The organism is Streptomyces sp. NPDC093261, from assembly GCF_044753645.1.
In the GTDB taxonomy this organism is placed as follows: Bacteria; Actinomycetota; Actinomycetes; order Streptomycetales; family Streptomycetaceae; genus Streptomyces.
Genome location: NZ_JBIVNO010000011.1, coordinates 62,340 through 89,276 on the forward strand (window position 1 = coordinate 62,340; position 26,937 = coordinate 89,276).

Annotated in this window: 22 protein-coding genes and 1 pseudogene; 9 read left to right on the top strand and 14 right to left on the bottom strand. The window is 70.0% G+C overall.

Annotated elements, in window-relative coordinates; all coding sequences use genetic code 11:
• Nucleotides 1-2 precede the first annotated feature (2 nt).
• The 6 genes from ACIP94_RS23090 to ACIP94_RS23115 form a co-directional block, all read right to left on the bottom strand.
• On the bottom strand, nt 3-1,121 hold the full coding sequence (locus ACIP94_RS23090; protein ID WP_402428650.1) for an MAB_1171c family putative transporter: 1,119 nt from the start codon (nt 1,119-1,121) through the stop codon (nt 3-5).
• On the bottom strand, nt 1,118-1,687 hold the full coding sequence (locus ACIP94_RS23095) for a regulator component (RefSeq protein ID WP_402428653.1): 570 nt from the start codon (nt 1,685-1,687) through the stop codon (nt 1,118-1,120). The genes ACIP94_RS23090 and ACIP94_RS23095 overlap by 4 nt, the downstream gene beginning before the upstream one ends.
• A 234-nt stretch (nt 1,688-1,921) precedes the next feature.
• The gene (locus tag ACIP94_RS23100) at nt 1,922-2,716 is read right to left on the bottom strand and encodes a PfkB family carbohydrate kinase (protein ID WP_402428656.1); all 795 of its coding nucleotides are present in this window, start codon (nt 2,714-2,716) and stop codon (nt 1,922-1,924) included.
• A gap of 22 nt (nt 2,717-2,738) precedes the next feature.
• The gene (locus ACIP94_RS23105; protein ID WP_402428659.1) at nt 2,739-4,262 is read right to left on the bottom strand and encodes an FAD-binding oxidoreductase; all 1,524 of its coding nucleotides are present in this window, start codon (nt 4,260-4,262) and stop codon (nt 2,739-2,741) included.
• A gap of 58 nt (nt 4,263-4,320) precedes the next feature.
• Nucleotides 4,321-4,629 (bottom strand): YciI family protein, encoded by a 309-nt coding sequence (locus ACIP94_RS23110; protein WP_402428662.1) that lies wholly within the window; start codon nt 4,627-4,629, stop codon nt 4,321-4,323.
• Between the two features lie 76 nt (nt 4,630-4,705).
• A complete protein-coding gene (locus ACIP94_RS23115; RefSeq protein WP_402428665.1) occupies nt 4,706-5,923 on the bottom strand; it encodes an MFS transporter in 1,218 nt (405 codons plus the stop codon).
• 84 nt (nt 5,924-6,007) lie between these two features.
• Between ACIP94_RS23115 and ACIP94_RS23120 the strand changes: the two genes are divergently transcribed.
• Nucleotides 6,008-6,502: a MarR family winged helix-turn-helix transcriptional regulator gene (locus ACIP94_RS23120; protein WP_402428668.1), complete on the top strand. Its 495-nt coding sequence runs from the start codon at nt 6,008-6,010 to the stop codon at nt 6,500-6,502.
• Here the strand turns inward: ACIP94_RS23120 and ACIP94_RS23125 are convergent.
• The 7 genes from ACIP94_RS23125 to ACIP94_RS23155 are packed head-to-tail and all read right to left on the bottom strand — an operon-like array spanning nt 6,471 to nt 12,623.
• A complete protein-coding gene (locus ACIP94_RS23125; protein ID WP_402428672.1) occupies nt 6,471-7,976 on the bottom strand; it encodes an NAD-dependent succinate-semialdehyde dehydrogenase in 1,506 nt (501 codons plus the stop codon). The two genes, ACIP94_RS23120 and ACIP94_RS23125, sit on opposite strands and share 32 nt — an antisense overlap.
• Nucleotides 7,977-7,996: 20 nt before the next feature.
• Nucleotides 7,997-8,692, bottom strand: a complete 696-nt coding sequence (locus tag ACIP94_RS23130; RefSeq protein WP_402428674.1) for an HAD family hydrolase — start codon at nt 8,690-8,692, stop codon at nt 7,997-7,999.
• The gene (locus ACIP94_RS23135; protein WP_402428677.1) at nt 8,689-9,504 is read right to left on the bottom strand and encodes a methyltransferase domain-containing protein; all 816 of its coding nucleotides are present in this window, start codon (nt 9,502-9,504) and stop codon (nt 8,689-8,691) included. The genes ACIP94_RS23130 and ACIP94_RS23135 overlap by 4 nt, the downstream gene beginning before the upstream one ends.
• A gap of 57 nt (nt 9,505-9,561) precedes the next feature.
• Nucleotides 9,562-10,248 (bottom strand): AfsA-related hotdog domain-containing protein, encoded by a 687-nt coding sequence (locus tag ACIP94_RS23140; RefSeq protein ID WP_402428680.1) that lies wholly within the window; start codon nt 10,246-10,248, stop codon nt 9,562-9,564.
• 16 nt (nt 10,249-10,264) lie between these two features.
• Nucleotides 10,265-10,534: a phosphopantetheine-binding protein gene (locus ACIP94_RS23145; protein ID WP_402428683.1), complete on the bottom strand. Its 270-nt coding sequence runs from the start codon at nt 10,532-10,534 to the stop codon at nt 10,265-10,267.
• Nucleotides 10,528-11,277 (bottom strand): SDR family NAD(P)-dependent oxidoreductase, encoded by a 750-nt coding sequence (locus tag ACIP94_RS23150; protein WP_402428686.1) that lies wholly within the window; start codon nt 11,275-11,277, stop codon nt 10,528-10,530. Before ACIP94_RS23150 ends, ACIP94_RS23145 begins: the two co-directional genes overlap by 7 nt.
• Nucleotides 11,274-12,623 carry a fatty acid--CoA ligase family protein gene (locus tag ACIP94_RS23155; protein WP_402428689.1) on the bottom strand — a complete coding sequence of 450 codons (1,350 nt, stop codon included), beginning with the start codon at nt 12,621-12,623 and terminating at the stop codon, nt 11,274-11,276. The genes ACIP94_RS23150 and ACIP94_RS23155 overlap by 4 nt, the downstream gene beginning before the upstream one ends.
• An 821-nt stretch (nt 12,624-13,444) precedes the next feature.
• Between ACIP94_RS23155 and ACIP94_RS23160 the strand changes: the two genes are divergently transcribed.
• The 8 genes and pseudogenes from ACIP94_RS23160 to ACIP94_RS23195 form a co-directional block, all read left to right on the top strand.
• Nucleotides 13,445-14,431, top strand: a complete 987-nt coding sequence (locus tag ACIP94_RS23160) for a carbohydrate kinase family protein (protein ID WP_402428692.1) — start codon at nt 13,445-13,447, stop codon at nt 14,429-14,431.
• Nucleotides 14,432-14,786: 355 nt separating this feature from the next.
• Complete coding sequence (locus ACIP94_RS23165; RefSeq protein ID WP_402428695.1) at nt 14,787-16,391, top strand: amino acid permease; 1,605 nt, start codon at nt 14,787-14,789, stop codon at nt 16,389-16,391.
• Between the two features lie 62 nt (nt 16,392-16,453).
• Nucleotides 16,454-17,365 carry an urea amidolyase associated protein UAAP1 gene (locus ACIP94_RS23170; RefSeq protein ID WP_402428698.1) on the top strand — a complete coding sequence of 304 codons (912 nt, stop codon included), beginning with the start codon at nt 16,454-16,456 and terminating at the stop codon, nt 17,363-17,365.
• Nucleotide 17,366: 1 nt separating this feature from the next.
• Nucleotides 17,367-18,167 (top strand): urea amidolyase associated protein UAAP2, encoded by an 801-nt coding sequence (locus ACIP94_RS23175; protein WP_402428701.1) that lies wholly within the window; start codon nt 17,367-17,369, stop codon nt 18,165-18,167.
• The gene (gene uca, locus ACIP94_RS23180; RefSeq protein ID WP_402428704.1) at nt 18,164-21,757 is read left to right on the top strand and encodes an urea carboxylase; all 3,594 of its coding nucleotides are present in this window, start codon (nt 18,164-18,166) and stop codon (nt 21,755-21,757) included. The genes ACIP94_RS23175 and uca overlap by 4 nt, the downstream gene beginning before the upstream one ends.
• 5 nt (nt 21,758-21,762) lie before the next feature.
• Entirely contained in the window at nt 21,763-23,466 is a 1,704-nt protein-coding gene (locus tag ACIP94_RS23185; RefSeq protein ID WP_402429074.1) for an allophanate hydrolase, read from the top strand.
• 41 nt (nt 23,467-23,507) lie between these two features.
• The gene (locus tag ACIP94_RS23190; protein WP_402428707.1) at nt 23,508-24,191 is read left to right on the top strand and encodes a TetR/AcrR family transcriptional regulator; all 684 of its coding nucleotides are present in this window, start codon (nt 23,508-23,510) and stop codon (nt 24,189-24,191) included.
• 43 nt (nt 24,192-24,234) lie between these two features.
• Nucleotides 24,235-24,432: pseudogene (locus ACIP94_RS23195) on the top strand (type II toxin-antitoxin system RelE/ParE family toxin); the annotation flags it as partial.
• Between the two features lie 225 nt (nt 24,433-24,657).
• Here ACIP94_RS23195 and ACIP94_RS23200 read toward each other — a convergent pair.
• Nucleotides 24,658-26,517, bottom strand: coding sequence for a phosphatidylglycerol lysyltransferase domain-containing protein (locus tag ACIP94_RS23200; protein WP_402428710.1), 1,860 nt, complete (start codon nt 26,515-26,517; stop codon nt 24,658-24,660).
• Nucleotides 26,518-26,937 lie beyond the last annotated feature (420 nt).

Sequence of the window (26,937 nt, forward strand, 5' to 3'; positions counted from 1 at the left end):
CCTCACGAGGCAACCCTCCGCTCGGCGAGGAACGCCTTCGCCAGACCGGTCAGCAACTCGACCTCCCCGTCGAAGTCGCGGTCCCGAGGCGATGAGGCGAACCCGGCCCGCTCGTCGGCTCGACGCAGGGCGGCGAGCAGCGCGGACCCTCGCTCCCGGCCGGGCGGCCCTCCCGGGCCGTCACCCGCCGAAGCCAGGTGAAGGGCCCGGCGGGCGTCGTGTATCTCGATCACCCTGCGGTGCAGCCAGAAGTCCATGCGCCGCACGCGCAACCGGTCGGCGAGCCTGGACGGCTGCGGACCGAGCGCGACGCCCGGAACCTCCTCCTGCAGGGCCCGCCACAGGGGGTACAGATGTGCGTGGATCCGGTAGGCGCGGACCCACCGGGCAGCGGCGGACAGCCGCTCCCCCATAGTGGGAAGCACCCAGCCGATCAGCGAGAGCGCCGACCCGATGTCCCCGCACAGCCACACGACGGGCTCCATCCCGCGCAGGTCGTAGCCGAGCGGGCCGGCGACGAGATCGGCCACGCGCATGATCGCGTAGCCCAGGATCAGCATCCCGCCGACGGCGGTGGTCATCATGCCCCGGCGTAGCCAGGTGCCCCGGGAGACCGCCGCATAGCGCCAGCAGTGCCGCACGACATCGGCCTGGCCGCCCAGGCAGGCCAGCGTGTAGATGACCAAGTACGGGGCCTGGAAGAGCCGATGGGTGTACTCCAGGTAGAAGTCGTGGAACCGCTCCTGCCTGGGGGCGAACACCAAGAAGCTCACGACATAGGTGACGATCACGATGAGGCCGAGAGCGAGCCGGCGCCGGAAGCGGCGGCGCGCCACGCTCCTCGGGTACGTCCAGTGCATCAGCAGATACTGCTGGGCGACGGTCAGACCCAGCACGCTCACGCCCGAACCCATACCCGCACCATTACGGAGGCCGGTCCATCGGTCGATCGATACGTAGACCGGCGGCAGCAGCACGAGATAACTCAACGCGGACAGGCCGACGTACACGCAGAGCGCGACGGCAACGGTGTCACGTGCCCTGGACACAAGCACCCACGCCCTGCAGAGGAATACGGTGCCGCCGACCATCAGGCACGTCAGGTGCAGCGCATCGGTCACACGGCGCTCCCGCCGCCGATCGAGAAGGACCGTTCGAGCCGGTGCAGGATGCCCTGGGAGTCGGAGTCGGGTACGGACGTCCCGCTCGGCGGGCGGGAGTTCATACGGCACAGGATCACCGACGCCATGACCTCGGCCTCCAGTTCGTCGCCGTCGGGATACTTCGTCCTGCCCATCATCTGCTGGACGAGGCGGGGGTCGAGGCCCGGGAAGAGCCGCTCCGCGGTTTCCCTGTCCAGCGGTGCCTCCTGCGTGTGCTCGCACAGCATGTGGGCCAGCTCGTGCGCGATGATGTGCTCCTGATGGGTGCGGCTGGTCCTCGACTCGTAGATCACGACGTCCAAGGCCGGCAGGGCCAGCCAGATCCCGGACGGCCGGCCGGCGCCCAGTTCGGTGGGGATCAGGTGGATCAGCCGGTTGCGCCGGTCACTGAGGTGCTCGACGAGTCTGGTGATGGTGAAGGGTGTCGGTACCTCCCAGTCGGTGAACCGCGTCTCGCACGCGCGGAGCAACTGCCTGATCGCTCGCGCGTCTGCGAACTGCCCTGACCTGGCCACGGATTTCATCGAGCGTGCGCTCCCTCGTGAGGCACGCGCGACAGATCGCCGAACCGCCCTCACGGTGCATGACATGACCTTCGGGAACCGGCTCGTCCGGGTTGGCCGAGCGGATCCGTCGCTGCCACACCGCACCGCCGACGCACCTCACACGTCCCCGGGTATCTGTTGCGACTGCGCACGTAGGGTCGTTGCAGGAGTGCAATGGTCCCAAAGGGCGCCCCCCGTCACAAGGTCACCTGGTCACACTGACGGGATACATGCGTTCGAGTCCGGTTCGGGCTCGGGGCCGGCTCTGCGGACGCGCGCCGCCAGCTCGATCTCCACGTGGCGCCCGTAGCTGATTCCCATCCGGGCGAGCAGCGCGCGCAGCGGTACCGCGTACCCCTGCGCGCCGGGCGACTCCAGCGCGAACCCGGCGGTCGCACAGCCGAGTTGGACTGCGCGCTCGACACTCAGAGCGTTCACGGCACCGGCGACGAATCCGGCACGGAACGCGTCCCGGGCTCCGTCGCGGTCCACCACCCGTCTCACCTCGCACGCCGGGACCCTGATCTCTGCAAAGCGGCGCGACTCGACGCTCGCGCCCTGGGCGCCGAGGGTGGTCACCCAGGCGCCGACGTGCCGCAGCACCTCCTCCCTCCGCCATCCGGTGGCCTCCAGGAGCAGCTCCCGTTCCTTCGCGCTGGTGAACAGCCAGTGCGCGCCCCGGACCAGGGCGCGCGCGTCCTCTGTCCCGGTGCGCGTCACGCCGGGTCCGGGGTCTGCCGTGAACGGCACCGCCAGCCTCCTGCATTCCCGGGCGTGGCCGAGCATGGCCCACGGGACGTCCGGCGCTATGACGACCAGGGCCGCGCCGCTGTGCTCCCGCAGCGGGCGTGCGATGCAGGCGGCGCCCGCCCCGGTGTCGGCCCGCGTCACCGCGACACCCAACTGGCCCAGCCCGAAGGCCAGGTTGGCGCCGCTGGTGGCAGCGTTTCGGCCATCAGCGCGCGGCCGCTCGCCGACGAGGTTCGTTCCTGTGACGACGACGCGCACGGCAGACCTCATTCCGACGGGCTCACAGCCCGCTGCCGCGCAGGTGACGCGGCCAGATCCCCTGTTTGCCGGGAGCCAGTACGCCCGCTGGATCGAGCGCATCCTTGACCTTCTCGCTCAGGCGCATCAGGGAACCGTCGTGGTAGCTGAACGTGGCGGCGATGTCGTCCATGAGCGCCGGGTGCACACGGTACTCACCGTAACCGAGGTCCGCCGCCTCCTTGATGAGGGTCCGGCACAGCTCCAGGGTCGTGGCCCGGTCCTCGGACGAGGCGGTGTCGAACATGAGCATGCAGATGTGGTGCATCTCGCGCCGCCCTACGATGAAGTTGCCCATGTAGTCCTTGCCCGCCTCAAGACACCGGTCGCGGGCCAGCTCGTACTGGCGCATCGCGTCCTCACCGGTGGCCGGCGAGACGGGGGCGAAGTCGATGTGGCCGCCGTTGTCGTGCCATTGGAGGATGTCGTACGTCTCCAGATTGGGCAGTCCCGCCATGATCTTGGCCCGGGTGGCGAGTACGGGGCTCGGGTGCTCCCCCGCGAAGTGGAACCCCGCGCCGGGGATGCCCGAGAAGGCGTCCCTGATGACGGACCAGGTGGCGGCACGCATGGCATCGGGACCGTACAGCGCGCCGTAGAAGTTCCAGCGGCCGATGCCGAGATCGTCGCTGATCTTCCCGGCCGCGCTGTCGGGAATCGGGCCCGGGCCCGGGTGGAACGCAGAGCGGGGCGCCACCGCCGCGGCGTCGAGGAGCAGGCTGCGCAGCGTCGGCACGTGGGAGATCGTCCCGTCGAGGCGGAGCGGGCGCAGCGCGTCGACGAAGGGCCCGAGGTCCTCCTCCCGCGGCAGCGTGATCATGTACGCCTGATACCCCGCGGGTCTGGGCATCAGCCAGATGCCCATCTTCGTCACGATGCCGAAGTTCGACTGGGTGAACATGGGGTCGAACTGCGGCCCGTAACCGTACTTGAACAGTTGCCATGTGTTGCTTCCGGGGAGCGCACCCATGCCGGTCCTGACCACGTCCCCGTCGGCGAGCACCACTTCCATCCCGCACTGGATGGACAAGTGGTCCCCGTACGGGGTGTAACCGACGCCTCGTTCGAGCGTGTTGCCGACGATGCTGCCCCAGGCGAGATCGGGCACGTCCAGCATCAGGCGACTGCCGTGCCGCTGAAGGTGCTGGTGCAGATCGAAATAGGTGACGCCCGGCTCCACGAGTGCGTACCCGAATTTCTCGCTGACCTCCAGGATGCGGTTCATCCGCCTCAGGTCGACGACCACGGCCCCGGGCAGCCGGGGCGCCGCGCCGCCGAATCCGAGGTTCTTCCCCGTGGAGATCGGTGACAGCGGTAAGCCCGATGAGGTGGCGATCCGGACGATTTCCTGTATCTCCTCCACGGTGTGCGGAAGAACCACAGCCGACGGGCTGAAGTGATCGGCCTCCAGGACAGGGAAAGGATCTCGATACTGGGCGAGTTCGGATTCCTCGGTGAGCACCCCGGCCGCTCCGAGGGCTTCCCTCAGGGAGTTCAGGGCGGACATCAGATCACTCTCGCTGTGATTCGGAGGAAGAGGCCTGGTCATCGGTTGGTCTCCTGTGTCATGACGAGGTGTCGGTGAGACGGGTCGGCGAGTTTGCGGACTCGGTGAAGGCGCTCACGGTGACCTGGCGCCACACACCTTTGATCATGAACGGGTCCTGTGCGACGTACCGCTCGACCGTCTCCCGGTCCTCGGCGCGCACCAGGATCAGGCTGCCGACGGGATGCCCACCGTCGTCGGAGACGAGCATTCCGTAGCAGACCGGCTCCACGATTCCGGAGCGGAGCCTGGCCGAATGCTCCGCCCTGCCCTCCCGTCGGATTTCCAGGACGTCGTCGGCGTCAAGACAATGCACGGCCCAGAGCATCGGGATCACCTTCGTGTCGAGTGAGTGGCAGGGCGAGGCTAGTCGACCAAAAATCTCATGACATCAGGGCTGACCCTCATTCCGATTTCCGGGAGATGGCCCAAAAGGCGCAGAAGAAGGCGCCGAGGAATGCCACTGCCGCGCCCGCGAGGGGGATCGCGCGGAAACCGGCCATGGACAGCAGGGCGCTGCCCGCCGCCGATCCGAGCGCCGTTCCCAGGTACATGCAGCTGCTGTTCCACGCCAGCAGCGAACCGCCGTGCTGCGGGAAGGAGGACACCAACTGGGCCTGGTAGGCGGGCAGGCACGGGTAGGCGCAGAGGGCGAAGAGGAACAGGGCGATCATGAGCAGCGGTACCGGGGCGCGCACCACCAGGTCGAGCAGCAGCATCATCACCCCTACCAGCGCGAGGCTGGCCGTGGCGACCCCCCTCGCTCCGAACCGGTCCGCCAGCCTGCCTCCACCGAAGCTGCCGGCGACCGCGCCGACACCGAAAACGATCAGCGCCAGGGCCACGGGGCCGGTCGAGAGCTTGGCGTCCGTCCGCAGCCCGGTGCCGAGATAGGTGTAGAGCGCGTAGACGGCGAAGGCCCAGAGTCCGGTGACCGCGACGGCCCTGGCCCGGGTGAGGAGGCCGATGGGAACGGGGGCCGTGGCGGCGGAGGCGCCCGGCCTCGGCATGTCGGGCCACACGGCCAGGTTGACCACGGCCAGGGCCGCGGCCGGCAGGGCGAGGATCACGAACACGGCGCGCCAGCCCCACACGGCGGCTAGAGCCGTGCCGCTCGGAGCGCCGGTGGTCAGGGAGATCAAAAAGCCCGCCACCGCGGTGGACATCCACACGCCCCGCCGGTGGGCGGGGGCCGCGGCGCCCACCAGTGCGTAGACCGAGGGGCTCACGGCGGCCGCCGTCAGTCCGGCCAGGACCCGGGCCAGCAGGAGTACCGCGAAGGAGGGGGCCAGGCCGGTCAGGACGTTGGCCACGGCGAAGCCGACCAGGCCCGCCGCGAGGACTTTGCGGCGCCCGATCCGGTCGGCGAGGGACCCGAAGGCGGGTGCGCCCAGCACGTAGACGATCGAGAAGACCGTGACCGCGTTGCCGGCGGCGCCCGGTGAGACGCGGAAGTGTCGTGAGATGGCGGGCAGCAGGGGGGAGACCACGAACAGGTCGGTTCCCACGACGAGCAGGGTGATGAAGCCGACGGCCAGCGCGCCGCCCCGCCGCGTGGGGGCCTGAGCGGGTGATAACGGCTCTGTGGACAGGGGGACATGGTCCGCACGGGAAGCTCGCATGGTTTGCATGCTAGCTTATATCTTTCCGAGAAGCAATTTCCCGGGAAGGTACTTTCCGGGAAGGGAGCTGGTAGCCTGGGTGACGTGGATCGTGAAGACGCCATCGACGTGCTGCTGCGGCAGTGGCAGCAATCGCCGTACGAGCTGCCGCTCGCTTCCATGGCCGTGGCGAAGCGGATCGCGCGGGTGGCGCGCAACCTCGAGCAGCGCCACGCCGAGGCACTCGCGGAGTTCGGCCTCGATCCCGGTGAGTTCGACGTGCTGGCGACGCTGCTGCGCAGCGGACCACCGCACGAGTTGGCCCCGGCCGTGCTGAACCGGTCGCTGCTGATCTCCTCCGGCGGCCTCACCAAACGCCTCACCCGGCTCGAAAAACGCGGATTCGTCTCCCGTCGGCTCGACCCCGGCGACCGTCGCTCGCTGCTGGCCGCGCTGACGGATCAGGGCCTGGCGGTCACCGCCAAGGCCGTGATCGTCCACGCACAGGCCGGCACGGGCCTGGTCGACCCCCTCTCGGAGGCCGACCGGGCGCAACTGGTCTCTCTGCTCAGGAAGTTGCTGCTGCATCAGGAGAGCTGAGCCCACCGATGTGCCAGAACTTCAGCTCCAGGAACTCCTCGATGCCGTGGTGGGATCCTTCCCTGCCGAGACCGGACTCCTTCACTCCCCCGAAAGGCGCCGTCTCCACGGACAGGAAGCCGGTGTTGAGGCCGACCATGCCCACCTCCAGCGCCTCCGTCACCCGCCAGGCCCTGGCCAGGTCGCGGGTGAAGACGTAGCCCGCGAGCCCCGAACGGCTGTCGTTGGCCAGGTCCACGGCCTCCCGCTCGGTACGGAACGAGGCGACCGCGGCCACCGGGCCGAAGGTCTCCTCGCGCATGACGCGCATCCCCGGGGTGACCCCGCGCAGCACGGTCGGCTCGAAGAACGTCCCGCCCTCCTTGTGCCTGCCGCCACCGACCAGTACCTCCGCGCCCTGCGCCACCGCGTCGGCCACATGGGCCGCCACCTTCGCCAGGCCGTCCTGGTCGATCAACGGCCCCACGTCGACGCCCTGTCGATCGCCTCTGCCGACCGTCAGCCTGCCGACCCTGTCGGCGAACCGCTCGGTGAACTCCGGGTACAGGTCGTCGTGGACCAGGAACCGGTTGGTGCACACACAGGTCTGCCCGCTGTGCCGGAACTTGGAGAGCACCGCCGCGTCCAGCGCTGCCTCCAGATCCGCATCCGGAAAGACGAGGAAAGGAGCGTTGCCGCCCAGTTCCAGGGACAGCTTCTTCACTGTGAACGCGCATTGGGCGGCGAGGAGTCTGCCCACCTCGGTGGAGCCGGTGAAGGACAGCAGCCGTACGGCAGGGCTGTCGCACAGGGCCCGGCCGATGGACGGCGCATCCCCCGTGATGACATTGAGGACGCCGGGCGGCACCCCGGCCCGCCGGCCGAGGGCCGCGATGGCCAGGGCCGACAACGGAGTCTGCTCGGCGGGCTTCATGACCACGGTGCAGCCGGCGGCTAGTGCGGGTGCGGCCTTCCGGGTGACCATGGCTGCCGGGAAGTTCCACGGCGTGATGCACCCGACGACGCCGATCGGCTGCCGCAGCACCAGGATCCTGCTCTCCTGGGCCGGAGCCGGGATCACCTCCCCTCGTACCCGCTCCGCCTCGGCGGCGTAGAACGTGAGGAACGAGGCGGCGTACGCGATCTCACCGCGCGCCTCGGGCAGCGGCTTGCCCTGCTCGCGGGTGAGCAGTCGGGCCAACTGTTCGCGGTGCTCCAGCAGCAGCGCGGCCCAGCGCCAGAGGATCGCGGCGCGGTCCTTCGCCGTGCGGGTGCGCCACGGGCCGAAAGCGGCCTCGGCCGCGCGGATGGCCGTTTCGGTCTCCGCGGTGGACATGAGGGGCACCGACGCGATCACCTCGCCGGTCGCCGGATCGGTGACCGTGAAGGTGCGGCCGTCGTCGGCGCCGCGCCACTCGCCGTCCACCAGACAGGTGTCGTGAAGCAGCCACTCCTGGTACTCGGGAGTGCTCGTATCGGACGTAGGCGTGCTCATGGGCTCCTTCCTCGGACGGGTCACGGATGGATCAGCTGCCAGCCGTGCGTGTCGGCGAGTTCGGCGATCTCGGGATGGTCGGAGACGAACACGGGATGGCCGACCTCGGCGAGCATCGGCAGGTCGGAGCGGTCGTCGCCGAACGCCCAGCACGCGGCGGGCGACGCACCCGAGTCCCGCAGGAAGGAACGGACCGCCTCCGCCTTGCCGAGCCCGATGGTCTGCGGCGGCACGATCTCGCCGGTGTAGCGGCCGCCCTCCGTGACGAGCCGGGTCGCCAGCATCCTGGTGACACCCAGTTCTTCGGCGATCGGCCGCAGGATGTCCACCATCGAGCCGGACACGAAGACCACCTCGTCCCCCGCCTCCTGGCGTTCCCGCAGTGCGCGCAACGCGCCCGGCAGGTAAAGCCCTTCGCCCTGGTGACGCACCTCCGTGTACCAGCGCCGGGCGAGATCGGCCACCCGCTCGGGGCGCCTGCCGCGGAAGGTCTGGTAGTACGTCCGGTTGATGAACTCCCTGGGGCGGCCCTGCGCGAGATGGCGACGGCGCGCCGCCTCGTACCTGTGCGCACGCCACCGTCCCAGGACGGAAGGCAGAAGGCCGGTGTGCGTGTAGTAGTACTCCTGGTAGCTGAACATGGTCTTGAGCCGTACGACCGTGTCGTCGACGTCGAAGAAGGCGTAGGCGCCCGTACCGGCCCGTGCGTTCCTCACGGCTTGGTCGCCCCGACGACGAAGCCGGTGAACGAGGCGAAGAACGTCCCCTCCTCCTCGGCCCGCAGGAGCGGCAGCCACCACTGCTCCAGCTGTTCGGACGTGAGGCCGAGCTGACCGTTCTCCTGGGCGCTCGCGAGCCGGCCGGCGACGAGCGTGCGGAAGAAGCCGAACGGCATGACGACGGTGAGCGGCGAGACCGTGACGTCCTGAAGGCCCCTGGTCCGCATCCGCCGAAGCAGTTGGCGGCCGCTCCATTTGTTGCGGTGGCCGTCGGAGAAGCAGCGCATGGCCCGGCGGGTGGCCTCGGTGTCCGGGTGATCGACGATGGTGGTGTCGAAGTCGTAGTCGAAGACGGCGATCCTGCCGCCGGGCCGGATCACCCTGACCAGTTCGTCGAGGCCCTTCTCGATGTCCTCGCAGTGCATCAGGACGAGCTTGGCGCGGGCCGCGTCGAAGGTGTCGTCGGGGAAGTCCAGACCGCTCAGGTCCGCGACCTGGAACTCGACCGGCAGCGTCGACCCCGCGCTGCGACGTCGCGCCTCCTCCAGCATGGTGGTGCTCAGGTCCGTCGCCACGACCTTCCCCCCTTCACCGACCAGGGCGGCCACCTCCCTGGCGTCGTCCCCGGTGCCGCAACCGACCTCCAGGACGGTCTTGCCGGCCAGGTCGCCCATGGCGGCCGCCAGTTCGTCCTTCATCACGCGGTACTCGGGAAGCGCGTTGGCGATGTCCATGAAGCCGATGAACCAGCCGCTGTCCGGGGCCGTGTCCACGGTGGTGAAGTTCCCTATGTTTCCGGTGGAGCTCATGATTGACTGACTCCTTTGCCTGTGGGTGGTTGTGTGGCGTCACAGGGGTGGTGCTGCTCACCCGCGGAGGCAGTCGGCCACGGCCTGCCGCGCGGCCATGGCCTCCTGCTTGTCCACGAGCTTCTCGGCCACGAGGCGGAAGCGGACCTCGATCTGGGCCGCGACGGCGCCCGACTGGCGCACGCGGACCACGGAGTGGAAGCGGTGCTGCACGGCGCCCGGCTCGTGCTCCACCACCTCGTAGGTGAGCGTGGCGGGCAGCGGGAAGACGAAGGCGTGGAACGACGCGTGGAAGTCGTCGATCACGAACCTCGCCGGGCCGAGGCCGGTGGGGAAGAATTTCTCCGTCACCGCGGTCCAGGTCTGCCGGGCCGCCTCGGTCAGTGCGATGGCCGGAATGTGCTGGCCCGTCAGATGATCCTCCAGGGTCTCGCACCGTTCGTCGAGAACGAGCGGAGCCTCGTAGCGGCCGTCGACCCGCGTCGGTTCGCCGACCATCACGTTCTTCATCCGCTGCTTGTGGGTCAGCTCCAGCGGGGCGGGCCTCTGCGCCGGCCATTGCTTGTCCAGCTCCGCCAGCAGTTCCGCGGACAGCCCCTGACCGGCCATCAGGTCGAGGCCGCCGGTGTCCCCCGCCTCCAGACGTGCCAGCACTGCCGACGCCGCGATGGTGCCCGGGTTGCGCAGGAACTCCTCGAAGCGGTCGCCAACGACGATCAAGCTCTCCCTCGGAGGCTTGGACATCTCCTTCTCCCGTCCATCAGGCGCCGCGGGCGGCCAGGGCGCGCTCGTATACGCCCACCAGGTCGTCGAGATACCTGACATCGGAGAGCACCACGTCCTCGGAGAAGGGGTCGACCCCCGTGGCCGCCTCCAGTTCGATGACCAGCCGGGCCAGCGTCAGCGAGCTGAGGCCCAGGGCGCTCAGCTCCTGGTCTCCGGACACTTCCGGAACCTCGGGGCTGTCCTCGCGCAGCAGGGCGGTGACGACTTCGTACACGATGGTGCGGACTTCGGTGGTCTTCAGCATGTGATCCCTCCGTCGACGACGATGGACTGTCCGGTGATGAACCGGGCAGCGGGAGAGGCGAGAAAGAGGACGGCGTCGGCGACCTCCTGTGCCGTGCCAAGGCGCCCCAACGGGGTGCGGCCCTCGATGCGTTTGCGTTGCTGTTCGGGCACGTGTGACGTCATGTCGCTGTCGAAGAAGCCCGGCACCACGGAGTTGACCCGGATGCCGAACGCGCCCAGTTCCCGGGCCAGGCTCCGCATGAAGCCGTCGACGCCGGCTTTCGCCGCGGCGTAGACCGACACGCCACGGAAGCCTCTGATCGCGTTGATCGACGACACGTTGACGATGACTCCGCCGCCGTTCCTGACCATGGGCTTCGCGCAGCACTGGGCGAGGACGACGGAGGCGGTCAGGTTCACCGCGATCACCTCCGCGACCTTGGTCAGCGGGGTGGTGAGGAGGAGGCCCTCGTGGAGCCGGCCTGCGTTGTTCACCAGGAGGTCCAGGCGTCCGAACCGGCGCTGCGCCTCGGCGACGAACGCCCGCAGCGAGCCCGGGTCCGTCAGGTCGGCGCGCCCCCAGAAGAATCCCCTCTCGTCGTCCCCGCCGGCGGCGTCCACACCGAGGCCGACGGCGGGTTCGCGGCTGAACGTGGCCACCCGCCACCCGTCGGCGAGCAGGCGTTCAACCAGCAGCCGGCCGAGTCCTCTGCTCCCCCCGCTGACCAGAGCGACCCGACGCTCGTCGTCGGCCCCGCTCACCGGGAAGCCCTGATCTTCTTGAAGCGTTCGGAGTACTGCCGCGCGGTCGAGACCTCCACGGAGAGCGGCACCTTGTACGGCTCCAGGCGGCTGCGGCAGTATTCCCGTACGCGAGCGGAGACCTGTTGGTGGTCCTCCTCCTCGACCAGCCGGACGGTGGCCTTCACGACCATTCCCGTCACCGGACTCGGCAGACCGCACACCGTGGCCTCGGCGATGTTGTCCATCTCCAGCAGGACATTCTCCACCTCGCCCGGGTACACCTTCTCCCCGCCGACGTTGATCAGCTCCGATTTCCGGCTGAGGATGCGCAGGTAGTCGCCGTCGAGCTGGACGACGTCCTGGGTGTTGAAAAAACCGTCCTCGTCGAATTCGGCCGGAGCGTTGAGGTAACCGAGCATGGCCATGTCGGAGCGTATCCACAGCACATCGTCGATGACCTTGTAGTCGAAGCCGGCCTTTCCCAGTTCCAGCCACAAGGAATCGTCACTGCGCGACCGAGTTGGCATGATGCCCAGTTCGGACAGTCCGTAGGTCTGCTTGAGACGGACGTCCGGCAGAGCGTCATGCAGCCGTCGCAATGTGTGCGCCGGCATGGGCTCCGTACCATAGGTGATGAGTTCCAGTGATCGCGTCGAAAACCTCTCGTACGCGCGGGAGATGAGTACAAGGTTGAGGAATGTCGGGGTCGTCGGCAGGATGTTCACCGAATCCCGCTCGATGGCGGAGAACACCGCTTCCGGGGTCCGCTCGGGAATGGTGATGAGCGTGCCGCCCTGACTCAGAGTGTGCAGGAACGTGTTGATGCCACCGATGTGATCGAGCGTGAGGAAGCACAACGTGCGCTTCGGCTTCCTCCGCCGCGGGGCACCATACCGGCCGAGCACCCTGGAGAGGTCGAGCACGGACGCCTTGCTACGCCCCGAGGTTCCGGAGCTGAAGAGGACGAGGCCACCGGTCGCCGCCCGCCTGAGGCGTCCGTACAGCGGGTGGGACGCCGTGACCTCGGTCGGCGCGATCGTCGGGCTGCCGTCGGCGCCAAGGGTGACAACCTTCTCGACCTGCGCCACGTCGAGGAACTCGGCCCGCTTCGCGGTCGGCAACGGAGCGAGAGGGACGACGATCGCCCGGCGCTCCATCAGCGCGAGTAGAGCCCCACAGGAAGCGGGGGTATAGGCCGCTTCCAGGCAGACCACCTGCCCAGGACGCACGTCGCACCGATCGAATTCTCGCGCCCAGGAGGCAACCATGCCCTCCAGGTCCACATAAGAGCAGGCAGACCCATTGAAGATCATTGCTTCGCTGCTGCCGAAACTGCCCAGCAGATCAAGGAACTGATGATTCACCTGACCTCCCGTCGGTCACTATTTCCCGTCGGTCATTTACAGTTGAATCTTCTCAACTGCCAGTTGAGCTCAATTCGGCGTGAGTGTACTACGCAACACGGCGCGCCTGTCAACGCTGTTTCCCCATGACGATTAATCAACCGAAGAAACCCCGAAATTGAGGGTTAACCCTGATTACACGGGAGCTGGACGTCGTTACCATGGCCGTTTGCCGGGTCTTCAAAGTTGCGCGGTGCGGAGGTGTCCGCGAGCTCGGCAGGAAGGATTCCGCAGTTCTCATGACAGCAAGGCGGACTCCGCATGCGTGCACCGCGGGCGGCCGGAGGTACGGCTTCGACGGAGCCAGCCCCGTGCCGCAGCACACCGGTGACCGTGAGACCGCCGCGCGCATCACGCCGGGCGCGGTGGTCTGTTCCTGTATGAAGGCGACGGCCGGGATCGAGCTTCGGGGAGTTGGCCGTCCCCAGGGCTCCTTCCGGTGCGTGCCCGAAGCCGGCCGGTGCCGAGAAGCCGGACGCCGGCCCAGTGCGGTGCCCCCGGCGCAGACGGTTTGGCACCCCTGTCGACTGGGACCGACGCCTGGGCGCCGCCGTCATGGACATACCGGCCATGAACGGCGTGGAGATCGGCGACGGGGTCCAGTTCGCGCGGGAGTCTCGCGCGAAGTCCCGTCACCACACCGTGGTCCGTCCCAGAGGATGTCAAGCGCACCTCCGGTCGTTCCGGCAACGCCGAGGCCGGCCTGACCACCGGTGAGCCGCTGCGCGTGCGCGCGGAGACCCGCCGCAACGTCCGCTCGCCCTCGAGCACCAGGAGTCATCGTGCGTGTAGCCGTATCCGGTTCCATAGCCACCGATCACCTCATGGCCTTTCCCGGGACGTTCACGGAACAGCTCATCCCGGAGAAGCTCGGCACCATCTCGCTCTCGTTCCTCGTCGATGACCTGGAAATCCGGCACGGTGGTGTGGCTGCGAACATCGCCTACGGGCTCGGCAGCCTTGGCCAGGCACCGGTCCTGGTCGGAGCGGCAGGCGGGGATTTCGGCGAGTACGGCATCCGGCTCAAGGAGTGCGGAGTCGACACGAACTTCGTGCATATCTCGTCCCAACATCAGACAGCACGCTTCGTGTGTCTGACGGACAGGGAGGAGAACCAGATCGCCTCCTTCTACTCCGGGGCCATGGCGGAGGCACGCGACATCGACCTTGAGCAGGTGGTACGACGGGCGGGTGGCATCGGTGCCGTGCTCATCTCCCCGAACGACCCGGCCGCTATGCTCAGCCATACCGAGCAAAGCCGCTCCCTGGGCATCCCGTTCGCGGCTGACCCCTCGCAGCAGCTGGCCCGGCTCCGCCGCGACGAGGTGCGTCAGCTCGTCACCGGGGCGCGATGGCTTTTCACCAATGAGTACGAAGCATCCCTGCTCCAGGAGCGTACGGGCTGGTCGCGCGCTGACGTCCTGTCCCGCGTAGGGGTGTGGCTGACCACGCTCGGCGCGGCCGGCGTCCGCATGGAGGCCGCAGGTGAAGCCCCGCGCACAGTCCGCGCCGCGACACCACGGCGGATCGTGGACCCGACCGGTGCCGGAGACGCCTTCCGGGCCGGATTCCTGGCCGGGGTGTGCTGGGGGGAGCCACCGGATCTGTCCGCCAGGCTCGGGTGCGCCCTTGCCTCTCTCGCGCTGGAGGGGCTCGGAGCCCAGGGGTACACGGCCGATCCGGCGAGCGTGCTGCAGCGCATCGAGGATTCCTACGGGCCGACATCGACAAGGGCCGTCGCACCCCACGTGGAGGGGTTGACCGCATGAATCCGACGCCGCCCCGCCTCTCACCGGAACCGGGCCAGACCTCGTACTCGTTCGAGTTCTTCCCTCCCAGTGTCCGGCCTGCTTGTTCGGCCACGGGATGGCGAGGAGGCGAGTGGTTGGTCAGCCTCTTCGTCACCCCACCGACGCTGCCGCGCCGGCGCGAGAACTGGTCCTGTGTCTCGCGCGGGAGAATCCGCTGCGGGAACACCGCAAAGTGCTGACGCGCCGTCATATCCGCGGCTCGTCCGCAGATACACGAAGTTAACTTCCCCGACTCGGGTGTGAGACCGGTCCGGCCGACGATCGCAATACCTATCAAGCGACAGGTATCTGTCGACCGATCGGAGGTGCGGCGATGAGCCGGCCCGAACTCCCCCTTGCGCAGGACCCCGGCGGCGGTGGCACGACCGGCCCCTCCCTCTTCGGCTACCAGCAGGAACTCCGCCGCGGCGTGGGCGGCTTCGCGTCATTCGCCGCGGGGTTCTCCTTCGTGTCGATCCTCACCACCGTCTTCCAGTTGTTCGGGCTGGGCTTCGGTCTCGGCGGCGCGGCGTTCTTCTGGACCTGGCCGCTGGTCTTCGCGGGCCAACTGCTGGTGGCGCTGTGTTTCGCCGAACTTGCCGCGCGCTGGCCGATATCCGGGGCGATCTACCAGTGGTCGAGCCGGCTGGCCGGCACCACGATGGGCTGGTTCGTCGGCTGGATCATGATCATCGGGCAGATCCTCACGGTCGCCGCGGCCGCGATCGCGGCACAGGCGGTGCTGCCGGGCATCTGGTCCGGGTTCCAGATCGTCGGCGGTCCGGGCGCGGATCCGTCGGTGGGCTCCCCGACCGGCGCGCAGAACGCGGTCCTGCTGGGATGCGTCCTGCTGGTGATCACCACGCTGGTGAACATCCTGGGAATCCGTCAGATGGCCGCCGCCACCAGCTTCGGCGTCACGGTCGAGATCATCGGTGTGCTCGCGCTGGTGCTGATCCTCTTCTTCCTGCCCGAGCGGCCTCCGCAGGTGGTGGCCCACCCCACCGGCTGGGCCGGCCACGGCGGCTACTTCGGGGCCTTCCTCGCGTCCTCGCTGATGGCGGCGTACGTGATGGTCGGCTTCGACTCGGCCGGCGAGCTGGCGGAGGAGACCCACAGTCCGCGCCGGACCACTCCCCGGACCATCCTGCGGGCGCTGATCACCTCGGGCGGCGGCGGCGCGTTGCTGATCCTGTCGGGGCTGATGGCGGCGCGCAGCCTGACCGACGGAAAACTGGCAGCCGGTGGTCTGTCCTGGGTGCTCACCGACCGGCTCGGCGGGGTTCTGGGCCGACTGCTGCTGTGCTGCGTGGCAGTCGCGGTGTTCGCCTGCACCCTGGCCGTGCAGACCTCCGGGGCGCGGATGATGTACTCCATGGCCCGCGAAGGCGCCCTGCCCTTCCACCGGCACCTCGGCAAGGTCTCGACCCGCACCGGTACGCCGATCACCACGTCGATCGTGGTGGGCGTCGGCGCCGCGATCGCACTCGTGGTCAACATCCGCCAGTCGGCGATCTTCACCGCCCTCTCCAGCCTCTGCATCGCCCTGCTGTACCTGGCCTATCTGGGCGTGACGGTGCCCCTGCTGGTCACCCGGATCCGGCAACGGGGCACCGGCGGGTTGCCGGCGGGCGTCGACGAGACCGGCCGGCCGCTGTTCTCGCTGGGCCGGTGGGGAGTGGCGGTCAACACGCTCGCCGTGCTCTACCAGGCCGGCATGACGGTCAATCTGATGTGGCCCCGTGCGGAGATCTACGACCTCACCGGCGGCACCTGGTGGCTGCGGTGGAGCGCCCTGCTGTTCATCGGGCTCAGCCTGGCCGCCGGAGCCGGTTACTTCCTCGCCCGCCGGCTGCACCGCCGTATCGAGCTGAGGCACGTACCGCACACGCACACCGAGCCGACCCTCGACGCGCAGGCCGTCGCCGAGCCCGCCTGAGGGCCCGGGTGACACGAGCGGACGCACCGATGACGTACCAACGAAGGGACGACGGGACATCCATGACCAGCACCGAGAGCTCGACCGCCGTGCCGCCACACGGCCGCTACCCGACCGGGCGGACGCCCACGCGCGCCCGTGATCTGCGCCTCACCGACACTGTCCACAGTGCCCGCGCCGACGCCCGCGCCCAGGGCGGGCAAGCCGGCGCGTGGATGCCGTACCTGCCGGCGTCGGACAGCCCGTACTGCCCGACGGGAGTGGACGCGACCGCCTTGGTATGGGCCGAGACGGTGGCGCCCGGCGGCTACACGCACAAGATCCTTGCCCGCGGCACCCGGCTTCGCTTCGACGACCCGAGCGGTGACGCCTGCGCCCACCTGCTGCTCTTCAACGCCCTGGAGCCGGTCGAGCGGCTGAACGTCGCCGACACCCAGAAGGTGTCGTGGCAGGCGTATCCGGGCCAGGACCATCCGCTGCTGTCCGGCGACGGCCGGATCCTCGCGGTGGTCAGCGCCGACTCCTCCGGTCGGCACGACGCCTTCTGCGGCACCACCACCGACGCCTGGAACGAGCGCAAGTACGGTGACGCCCGCCCCGAGGGGCCGTCGCCGTCCGGCCGCGGGCTCTTCCTCAAGGCGGCCGCCAAGCACGGTCTGAGCCGGCGCGACCTGCCACCCAGCCTGTCCTTCTTCCAGGGTGTGCGCGTCGAAGCGGACGGCACCCTGGTCTGGCAGGGCAGCGCGGGGGCGGGCACGCATGTCGAACTCGTCGCGGAGATGCCCCTGCTGGTGCTGGTCGCCAATGTCGCCCATCCGCTGGATCCTCGTCCCGGTTATCTGGTCGGCCCACTGCGGGTCCACGCCTGGCGCGGTGCCCCGACCGGCCCCGGCGAGCCGCGGTTCACCGCCACTCCGGAACTGCACCGTGCCTACCTCAACACCGTCGACTACTGCGAAGCCCGGGGGCTGTGACATGGGGAGCACGCGGACCGAGACCAGGCCCGTCAACTACCCGACCGCCGCCGGCGGCACGGTCGCCTCCACCGTCCCCGTGGGCGCCGTGTACGCAGAGGGCTCCCCCCTGGACCGGGGAGCGAGCCTGGTCGAGGGCGCCGTCGTCCTGGACGAGACGGTGGCCCCCAACGCGCCCTGGTCGGCGGTGGTACGCGCGGGCCACGTCCTGACGATCGTCGACGTCGGCGGCAACCAGTCGGCCGACTGTCTGCTCTACAACGCGGACGATCCCGAGGAGCGCTACAGCGTCTCCGACACCCTGGCCTGGCAGGGCAACGCCTATGTGCGCACCGGCACCGTGCTGCGCAGCAGCGAGGGCCGCCCGTTGATGACCGTCGTCGCCAACGAGGTCGACCGCCAGGACACCATCGGCGGCGCGTGCGGCAAGGAGTCCAACAGCCTGCGCTACGGCCATCATGTGATGTTCCAGCACGGCTGCCGTGAGAACTTCCTCGCCGAGGCCGGGCGGCGTGGCCTCGGGGTGCGGGACATCGTCTCCAACCTCAACTGGTTCATGAACGTGCCCGTCGAGGCGGACGGCGCGCTGGGCATCGTGGACGGCATGTCGGCGCCGGGCCGTCGAGTCGCGGTGCGCGCCGAGACGGACGTGCTGGTGATGGTGTCCAACTGCCCGCAGATGAACAACCCGTGCAACGACTTCAACCCCACTCCGCTGCGGATGATCGTCGTGGAGCCGGCGCCGGCCGACGTCGACGCACGGTCCGCGCAAGCCGCTCGCACCGCGAAGGAGGGCGCGTGACCCGCCCCACCACCGTTCTCGTCGCAAACCGCGGTGAGATAGCCCGCCGTGTGATCCGCACCGCCAGGAGGATGGGCCTGGGCACCGTCGCCGTCTTCTCCGACGCCGACCGGGCCGCCCCGCACGTCCGCGAGGCCGATCACGCGGTCCGCCTCGGTCCGGCGCCCGCCCGCGCGTCGTATCTGCGCGGGGAGGCGATCATCGAGGCCGCCCTCGCCCATGGCGCGGGCATCATCCACCCCGGCTACGGCTTCCTCTCCGAGAACGCCGTCTTCGCGCGTGCCGTGGAGGAGGCCGGTCTGCGTTTCGCGGGACCGACCGCCGACCAGATCACGGCCTTCGGTGAGAAGCACACCGCGCGCGCCCTGGCCAAGGCCGCCGGAGTGCCGCTGCTGGCCGGGACGGAGTTGCTGGCGAGCGCCGAGGAGGCCGTCACCGCGGCCTCCTCGATCGGGCTGCCCGTGATGCTCAAGGCCACCGGCGGTGGCGGCGGCATCGGCATGCAGGCCTGCGCCACCGCCGATGAGGTGCGCGGGGCCTTCGCGCGCGTCGCGGCGCTCGCGGAGTCCAACTTCGGGTCCGCCGGGGTGTTCCTGGAGCGCCTCGTGCGCCCCGCCCGCCATGTCGAGGTGCAGGTCTTCGGCGACGGCACCGGCCGGATCGCCGTCTTCGGCGACCGGGACTGCTCGTTGCAGCGCCGCAACCAGAAGGTGATCGAGGAGGCCCCGGCCCCGGCCCTGCCTCCTCATGTGCGGGCACTGCTGCACGACTGCTCGCGCCGGCTGCTCGCCTCGGTCGGCTACCGGGGCGCGGGGACCGTGGAGTTCGTCTACGACCCCCTGCGCGAGGAGGCCGCCTTCCTGGAGGTCAACACCCGTCTCCAGGTCGAGCATCCGGTGACCGAGGAGGCGTACGGCGTCGACCTCGTCGAACTGATGCTCGTCCTGGCCCGCGACGGCGGGGTCGAGGACGCGGTGTTCGAGCGGGAGTGGACGCCCACCGGGCATGCCGTGGAGGCCCGCGTCTACGCCGAGGACCCCGGCAAGGACTCGCTGCCGTCCTCGGGCCTGATCACCCGGGCGGCCTTCCCCGGCCAGGGCGTCGACAACATGCCCGGCGTGCGCGTCGACGGCTTCGCCGAAACCGGTCTGGAGGTCTCGCCGTACTACGACCCCATGCTCGCCAAGGTGATCGCGAAGGGCCCCACCCGGCAGGCCGCGTTCGACGTGCTCGGCCAGGCCCTGGCCGCGAGCCGGATAGACGGCATCGTCACCAACCTGGGCCTGCTGCGTGAGCTGGCCGTGCGGGGCGAGGTGCGCGAGGCGGTGCACAGCACCAGCACGCTCGCCACCACCGTCGACCCCGAGCCGCGCATCGACGTCCTGGTGCCGGGCACGATGACCACCGTCCAGGACCTTCCGGGCCGGCTCGGCCACTGGCACGTGGGCGTGCCGCCGAGCGGCCCCTTCGACGCCGTGTCCTTCGCCGAGGCCAACCTGGCCGTCGGCAACCCGGCCCAGTCCCCGGGCCTGGAGGTCACCGCGGGCGGGCTGACCCTGCGCTTCTCGGCCGCCACCGTGGTCGCCGTCACCGGCGCTCCCGTCCCGGTCACGGTCGACGGCAGCGCGGTAGCCCTGTGGGAGCCGGTCACGGTCCCGGCCGGCACCACCGTAGTGGTCGGCGCCTGCCGGGGGCCGGGACTGCGCAGCTACGTGGCCGTCCGGGGCGGCATCGACGTACCCGAATACCTGGGCAGCGCCTCCACGTTCACCCTCGGCGGCTTCGGCGGGCACGCCGGTCGGGCGCTGCGCGCAGGAGACGTACTGCGGCCCGGAGCCTCACCGGCCGCCGGCGGCGGCCCCACCCCGCCAGAGCGCCGTCCGGCGATCACCTCGCACTGGCGGATCGGTGTCACCGAAGGACCGCACGCGGCGCCCGAGTTCTTCACCCGCGAGGACATCGACACCCTCTACGCCACGGACTACAAGGTCCACCACAACTCGGCCCGCACCGGCGTCCGCCTGATCGGGCCCAAGCCGCGGTGGGCGCGCCAGGACGGCGGTGAGGCCGGGCTGCACCCCTCCAACATCCACGACACGCCGTACGCGGTGGGGGCCCTGGACTTCACCGGCGACACGCCGATCATCCTGGGCCCCGACGGGCCGTCCCTCGGCGGGTTCGTCTGCCCCGCGGTGGTCGCCAGCGGCGACCTGTGGAAACTCGGCCAGCTCCGCCCCGGCGACACCGTCCGCTTCGTACCGGTCAGGGAAGCCGAGGCGGCCGCCCTCGACGCCCGCCGCTCCTCCCCCACGCTGATCAGCACGGGCGGAGACGGCGACGACGGCGTACTCGGCCGCCTGGAGGCCACCGATGCCCGGCCCGCCGTCACCTACCGCCGGGACGGCGACGACAACGTCCTGGTCGAGTACGGCCCCATGGTCCTCGACCTCGGCCTGAGGATGCGGGTCCACGCCCTGCAGGAGACCCTCGCCGCGCACGCGCCCGACGGCATCCTCGACGTCACCCCGGGTATCCGCTCCCTCCAGATCCACACCGACGTCCGGCGGCTGAAGGCCGGTGCCCTCGCCGTCCTGCTGCGCGAGCTGGAGGACGAGGTCCCGCCCAGCGACGAACTGGTGGTCCCCTCCCGCACGGTGCGGCTGCCGCTCAGCTGGGACGACCCGGCGACCCGGCTCGCCATCGAGCGGTACATGGCCGGGGTGCGCGACGACGCCCCGTGGTGCCCGTGGAACATCGAGTTCATCCGCCGGGTCAACGGTCTTCGGACCGCCGACGACGTCTACCGCACCGTTTTCGACGCCTCCTACCTGGTGCTCGGCCTGGGCGACGTCTATCTCGGCGCCCCCGTCGCCACCCCGCTCGACCCGCGGCACCGCCTGGTGACCACCAAGTACAACCCGGCCCGCACCTGGACCGCGGAGAACTCCGTCGGCATCGGCGGCGCCTACCTGTGCATCTACGGCATGGAAGGCCCCGGCGGCTACCAGTTCGTCGGCCGCACCGTGCAGATATGGAACCGGTTCCGCAAGGGCGGCCTGTTCCAGGACTCGCCGTGGGCACTGCGCTTCTTCGACCGCATCGAGTGGTATCCCGTCACCGCGGAGGAACTCCTCGAACTGCGGGCCGAGACCTACGCCGGGCGCGGTGACTTCCCTACCGAGGAGGGCACCTTCTCAATCGCCGAGTACAACGCGTTCCTGGCCGCGGAGGCCGACTCGATCGCCGCGTTCCGCCAACGGCAGAGCACCGCCTTCGAGGCCGAGAAGCAACGCTGGCGAGCCGCCGGAGAGTTCGACCGTGACCACGATCCCGAACCCGTGACCGCCACTGCTGCCGTCACTCTGCCGGACCAGGCGGTCCCGGTCACGGCGCCGTACACCGCCACCGTCTGGCAGATCGCCGCCGAGCCAGGCGCCACCGTCGCGAGCGGCGATGCGATCCTCTCCCTGGAGGCGATGAAAATGGAGTCCACCGTGAACGCCCCCACCGCCGGGACGCTGCTGGAGATCTACGTCAAGCCCGGGGAACAGGTCGCCCCCGGCCAGATCCTCGCGGCGGTGCGGGCATGAACGCCATGACACCGACCGCCCGCGTCCAGGCCGCATACGACCGCATCGACGACGCCGGCCGGCCCGAGATCTGGATCCACCTCAGGCCACGCGAAGAGGTGCTCGCCGAGGCGGCCGACATCGACCCGGCGCTGCCGCTGGCCGGCCTGGTGGTGGCCGTCAAGGACAACATCGACGTGGCCGGCCTCCCCACCACCGCGGGCGCCCCGTCGTACGCCTACGAACCGCAGGCCGACGCGCCCGCCGTGGCGCGGCTGCGCGCGGCCGGCGCGGTGGTGCTCGGCAAGACCAACCTGGACCAGTTCGCCACCGGCCTGGTCGGCACCCGCAGCCCCTACGGCGCGGTGCGCAACGCCTGGGACGCGGCCCGCATCTCCGGCGGATCGTCCTCCGGATCCGCCGTCGCGGTGGCGCTGGGCATCGCCGACATCGCGCTCGGCACCGACACGGCCGGCTCCGGGCGGGTGCCCGCCGCCCTCAACGGCATCGTCGGCGTCAAGCCCACCAAGGGCCTGGTGCCCGTGACCGGGGTGGTCCCCGCCTGCTACACCCTCGACTGCGTCACCATCTTCGCCCGCGACCTGCAACTCGCCCGCGCCGCCGTCGAGTTCGCCGAAGGCCCCGATCCGGCCGATCCGCTCTCCCGCACCGGCGCCCAGCTTCCGCCGCCCCCCGCGCGCCCGCGGATCGCCGTGCCGGCCGGGGGGCATCTGAACGGCATGGCCGACGGCTGGCGCGAAGCCTTCGACGCCGCCGTCGCCCGCATGGCGAGCACCGGGACGGAGATCGTCGAAACCGACATCACCCCGCTGCTTCAGGCAGCGGACCTGCTGTACGGCGGCGCGTTCGTCGCCGAGCGGTACGCCGCCGTGGGCGCGCATCTGGAGAAGCACCGCGACCTGATCGGGGCGGACCTCGATCCGACCGTGGCCGCCATCGTGCTGGCAGGCCGGGAGAAGACCGCCGCCGACTGGGCCTCCGACGCCGCCAGGCTCGCCGCGCTCGGCGCCGCCGGACGCGCGGTGCTCGACGGCTGTACAGCTCTCCTGACGCCGACCACCACCTGGCATCCCACCCTCGACGAGGTGGCGGCCGACCCGGTCGGCGCCAACGCCCGGTTGGGACGGTTCACCAACTTCGCCAACCTGCTGGACTGCGCCTCGCTCGCCGTTCCCGCCGGGTTCGTGGACGGCCTGCCGTTCGGCGTGATGTTCACCGGACCGGCCTTCTCCGACCGCGCCCTGGCCGCGCTGGCCGAGCGGTTCGCCAACCCCGGGCTCGACCTGTTCGTGGTCGGCGCCCACCTCACCGGTCAGCCCCTCAACGCCCAGTTGGTGCAGGCCGGCGCCACCCTGACCGGCCGGGCCCGCACCGCAGGCGGCTACCGGCTGTACGCCCTGGCCACCGAGCCGCCCAAGCCCGGGCTGCTCCGGGTCACCGAGGGCGGGCGGGACGCCTGCGCCCAGGCGGGTCACGCCACGGCGTCAGGCGGCGACGTGGGCATGGGCATCGAGGGCGAGATCTGGCGGCTGCCCGCTGCCGGGTTCGGGGCGTTGACCGCCGCCGTGCCCGCGCCGATGACCATCGGCACCGTCGAGCTGGCCGACGGGCGACAGGTCTGCGGCTTCCTCGTCGAGCCGTACGCCGTCAAGGGCGCGCCCGACATCACCCGCTTCGGTGGCTGGCGGGCGTACGCGGCGTCCGCGTGACCGGAGGCGGCAGGGCGGACACCTGGTGGCACGATGGGGCCATGACGACGACGCGTCCCCGTCAAGGCAGGCCCCGGCACACGCCGCCGTCCGACCCCGGCACCTCCGCCCGGGAACAGATCCTCGACGCCGCCGGGGCGCTCTTCGTCGACCATGGGATCACCAGCACCAGCACCCGCATGATCGCCGAGCGGGTCGGCATCAGGCAGGCCTCGCTCTACTACCACTTCGCCACCAAGGAGGAGATCCTCGCCGAGTTGCTGGCGACGTCCGTGCGGCCCAGTCTGCAGATGCTGGACCGGATCCGGGCCCTGGTGCCCGAGCAAGCGGATGCGGCCGCCGCACTCTACGCCGTGGCCGCCATGGACGTACGCACCCTCTCCCGCACTCCGTACAACATCGGCACCCTCTATCTGCTGCCGGAAGTGCGGGCAGAGCGGTTCGACGCCTTCCGGGCCGAGCGGGGCCGTCTGCAGTCCAGTTACGGCACACTGGGCGCCCTGGCGGCGACCGAGGACGTCGCGCGCGCCCTGCCCGCCGAGCGGCTCGGCGAACTGCTGATCCAGCTGGTGGAGGTCGTCATCCAGATACGGCGCTCCCGTGAGCCGGACGCGGCTGACACCGAGGCCATCGCGTCGTCGTGCCTGCGCCTGTGCGGGATCGGGGAGCCGGCGGTGGCCGCCGCCCGGGAGGAGGGCCGAACGCTGCTGAGCACCCTGGACTGACCGGCGGCCCACCGCACACCCTCCAGCGCCGCCATGCACCAGCATCACCCTCCGCATTCTGGCCAAGCCGGCCGAGTTGGAGACCGACCCGCTGGGGTTCAACACCACAGCCCTCGCCTCCCAGCCCGACCGCCGCCGCCTACGGGTCGGCGACTATCGCGTGATCTATACGATCGACAACGGCGAGCTGGTCGTGCGGGTGGTACAGGCCGGACATCGCTCCACCATCGACGGCACCTGAATGCTCCTGACGTCAAGTCACAATATTTAGCACCGATCCGGCACAGAATCGACGAAGGGGCCGGGGTCCCAGGAGCCCGACCCCTTCTGACCAGTATGTTTTGCCACGTCTGCGACGTGGTGTCATTTCCTCCGCTCACACGCTGAAGCGGAACGAGTGCGCATGGCGTCGGCCGATGCCGTCGTTATTTCAGGTGACGCCGAACGGACGAGCCCAACGGTCATGTCATGCAGGGGACTGGACCGCCTTGTCGGCGGACTCGGCCAGCTCCTCCCGGCGGCGCTTGAGGGACGGCAGCGCGGGCGGGGTGAGGAAGCCCTCGGCACGGGCGCTGGCGATACCGATGCGCGGGAGGTCGCTGCTTTTGGCGAACAGCAGGAAGCGGGGCTCCCAGACCGGCCGGTACTTGGCGTTGGCGCGGTAGAGGGACTCGATCTGCCACCAACGTGAGAAGAAGGTGAGGATCGAACGCCACAGCCGCAGGAAGGGCCCGGCACCGAGGCGGGCTCCGCGCTCGAAGACCGATCGGAACATCGCGAAGTTCAGCGACACCCGCTCGACGCCGAGCTCTTGGGCTCGCAGTAGCAGCTCGACGACCATGAACTCCATCAGGCCGTTCTCGGAGTCGCGGTCCCGGCGCATCAGGTCCAGGGACAGGCCCTGCTCGCCCCACGGCACGAAGCTGAGCAGCGCCCGTGGCCGGTCGTCGCCGTCCCGGCACTCCAGCATTGCGCAGCGCCCGTCGCCCGGGTCACCGAGGCGGCCCAGCGCCATGGAGAAACCGCGCTCGGTCGCACCGTCACGCCACTGGTCGGCCAGCTCGATCAGGGTGGCCATCTCGTCGTCCGGAATGTCCTCGTGGCGGCGGATGCGCACGGTGTAACCGGCTCGGCGGACCCGGTTGTGAGCCTGCCGCACGACGCGCATCGCGCGGCCTTCGAGGGTGAAGTCGGCGACATCGACGATGGCCTCGTCGCCCAGCTCCAGGGCGTCCAGGCCGTGCCGGGCGTAGATCGTGCCGGCCTCCTCGCCGGCGCCCATCACGGCCGGCGTCCAGGCGTGCCGGCGGGCCTCGGCGAGCCAGGCATCGATGGCGCCGGGCCAGGCCTCGGGATCGCCGATCGGGTCGCCGGAGGCGAGGCTGACCGCGCCGATGGCGCGGTAGGTGATGGCGGCCTTGCCGGTCGGGGACCAGATGACGGCTTTGTCGCGGCGCAGCGCGAAGTAGCCGAGCGAGTCACGGGCGCCGTGCTTGTCCAGCAGGGCGCGCAGCCGCTGCTCGTCCTCGGCGGTCTGCAGCTCGCGGCCGCGCGGGGAGCGGAAGCAGGCGTACAGGACGAGCAGGAAGGTCGCGGCGATCAGGACGTTGATGACGATGTCCACCCAGCGGGGGGCGTGCACGGCGTCGACGCGGTCGGCGAGGGGGCCGACGCTGACGCCGCGCAGCAGCGTGTAGGCGATCTTGTCGAAGAGGGTGGCGTCGTGCAGCTTGTTCGTGGCGCTGACCAGCAGGAGGCCGATCGTGCCGCTCACCAGGATGCCGCCCGCGAAGACCCCCACGGCCAGCTTCGGGTTGGTCCGGTCGCCGACGGCGATGAACTCCTGGCGCCCGATCAGCAGCGCGGCCACGAACAGGCCGGTGAGCAGGGCGGAGACCCAGTTGAAGACGTGCTTGTTGTACGGGTCCTGGGTGAGCGCGAGGACGTACAGCGCGAACAGCGGCCCCGCGAGAAACAAGTTGAGGACCCACGCGGCCCGTTTCCTGCGTCGCATCACCAGGGCGAAGAAAATGGCGAGCACGGCTGACACGAGACCCGCGGTGGTCAGGTACGGCGTGAAGAACGCCCCCGCATGGTGCAGGTGGTGCCGTTGCCCTGCGTAGATCCGGCCGGTGTTGTGCTCGTTCACCTCCCGCCTGAACGGCACCGACAGCACCGCGACTATGTTGAGCACGGCGACCAGCCGCAGATACCACACAGTGGCCGCGGCGGCGCGGGCGCGCAGCTTCGGCCCCGGTGTGGGGAACGGCCATACACGGCGCGGGCCGCGCTGCGGGGGGACGAGGACGGACTGCTGAGTGGGCATGGTGACACGTCACCTTGAGGTCTGCCAGCGAAACCGGCGCGGTCGGGAACGGGCAGCCGGACGCGCGGTACGTCGCGGCTTCGTCGCTGACCCTATGACCTGTAGGTTAACCGAACCCGGAGACGCACGGGAATGCGTGTGCGGAGGCTTACTCCGGTCTTACTCGGGCGCGGCGGGCGTACGGCCGGCCCCCTCAGACGAATCTGTCCCAATACAGTCAGTGATCGAAGGCGGTGAGTGACCGGCTCACTGCCTGGCCGGTATGGAAGTTGTGCCATACCGCTGCTGCCAGCGCCAGGACGCGCTAGTCGAGCGGCAGTGGCGGACGTGGTGGGACCTCGCGGTAGCCTCACCCGGGCACAAGTCGCACGTCGCATTGACACTCGACGGGCCACTCGGCGAGGTCGTCCGAAGCAACTC

Bases quoted from the DNA above. Each gene is read 5' to 3' on its own strand.
- ACIP94_RS23095 (WP_402428653.1), bottom strand. From the start codon at position 1,687: ATGAAATCCGTGGCCAGGTCAGGGCAGTTCGCAGACGCGCGAGCGATC.
- ACIP94_RS23105 (WP_402428659.1), bottom strand. From the start codon at position 4,262: ATGTCCGCCCTGAACTCCCTGAGGGAAGCCCTCGGAGCGGCCGGGGTG.
- ACIP94_RS23110 (WP_402428662.1), bottom strand. From the start codon at position 4,629: ATGCTCTGGGCCGTGCATTGTCTTGACGCCGACGACGTCCTGGAAATC.
- ACIP94_RS23115 (WP_402428665.1), bottom strand. From the start codon at position 5,923: ATGCGAGCTTCCCGTGCGGACCATGTCCCCCTGTCCACAGAGCCGTTA.
- ACIP94_RS23125 (WP_402428672.1), bottom strand. From the start codon at position 7,976: ATGAGCACGCCTACGTCCGATACGAGCACTCCCGAGTACCAGGAGTGG.
- ACIP94_RS23135 (WP_402428677.1), bottom strand. From the start codon at position 9,504: ATGAGCTCCACCGGAAACATAGGGAACTTCACCACCGTGGACACGGCC.
- ACIP94_RS23140 (WP_402428680.1), bottom strand. From the start codon at position 10,248: ATGTCCAAGCCTCCGAGGGAGAGCTTGATCGTCGTTGGCGACCGCTTC.
- ACIP94_RS23145 (WP_402428683.1), bottom strand. From the start codon at position 10,534: ATGCTGAAGACCACCGAAGTCCGCACCATCGTGTACGAAGTCGTCACC.
- ACIP94_RS23165 (WP_402428695.1), top strand. From the start codon at position 14,787: ATGAGCCGGCCCGAACTCCCCCTTGCGCAGGACCCCGGCGGCGGTGGC.
- ACIP94_RS23170 (WP_402428698.1), top strand. From the start codon at position 16,454: ATGACCAGCACCGAGAGCTCGACCGCCGTGCCGCCACACGGCCGCTAC.
- ACIP94_RS23175 (WP_402428701.1), top strand. From the start codon at position 17,367: ATGGGGAGCACGCGGACCGAGACCAGGCCCGTCAACTACCCGACCGCC.
- ACIP94_RS23185 (WP_402429074.1), top strand. From the start codon at position 21,763: ATGACACCGACCGCCCGCGTCCAGGCCGCATACGACCGCATCGACGAC.
- ACIP94_RS23190 (WP_402428707.1), top strand. From the start codon at position 23,508: ATGACGACGACGCGTCCCCGTCAAGGCAGGCCCCGGCACACGCCGCCG.
- ACIP94_RS23200 (WP_402428710.1), bottom strand. From the start codon at position 26,517: ATGCCCACTCAGCAGTCCGTCCTCGTCCCCCCGCAGCGCGGCCCGCGC.